Raw genomic sequence first — 524 nt, 5'->3', positions numbered from 1 at the left:
GAGGTCGCCGATGCCACGCTGTCCAAGCCGTTCCTCGACGCGATCCTCTTCCTCATGGGGATCACGCGCGACGAGATCGAGGCCGCCGACCGCGCCGCCGACACCTACCGGCGGGTGCCCCTTGACTGAGCCGGGCGACGGCGTCGAGCCAATGGAGTGGGTGCGCGCAGACGGCGCGGAGCTCGACTGGTGTCTCGCCAAGCTGCGGGACGCGGCGCATGAGACGCCCCGGTTCGCCCCGCCGGAGCACCCGCGCGCCATGCAGATCGTCCTGCGCCTGCCCAAGGCGTTCGACGAGCGCCCGCCTCGCTCGGAGGTCTACTCGGCCGCGGCGCGCGCCGTGGCCATGCTGTGCCTCGATGCACGCGTCGCGCCCGGAGGCGAGTGGCACGATTCCTACACCGCGTGGATCGACACGCAGATGCGCAAGGTCGCCCGCCGCGCGCGCGGCGGGCCGTGGGACGCCACGCGACTGCTCGCGGGGGTCGAGGCGGAGGGGATGACGCCGGGCGCCGCACTCGCCC

Annotated in this window: 2 pseudogenes; both read left to right on the top strand. The window is 74.0% G+C overall.

Annotated elements, in window-relative coordinates:
• A pseudogene (locus tag V7E05_RS13495) lies at positions 1-129 on the top strand (phosphoserine phosphatase); the annotation flags it as partial.
• A pseudogene (locus V7E05_RS13490) lies at positions 122-524 on the top strand (hypothetical protein); the annotation flags it as partial. The pseudogenes V7E05_RS13495 and V7E05_RS13490, both read left to right, overlap by 8 nt.

Source organism: Dietzia sp. (genome assembly GCF_036741115.1).
Lineage (GTDB): Bacteria > Actinomycetota > Actinomycetes > Mycobacteriales > Mycobacteriaceae > Dietzia.
This window is presented reverse-complemented; position numbering and strand designations above follow the sequence as displayed.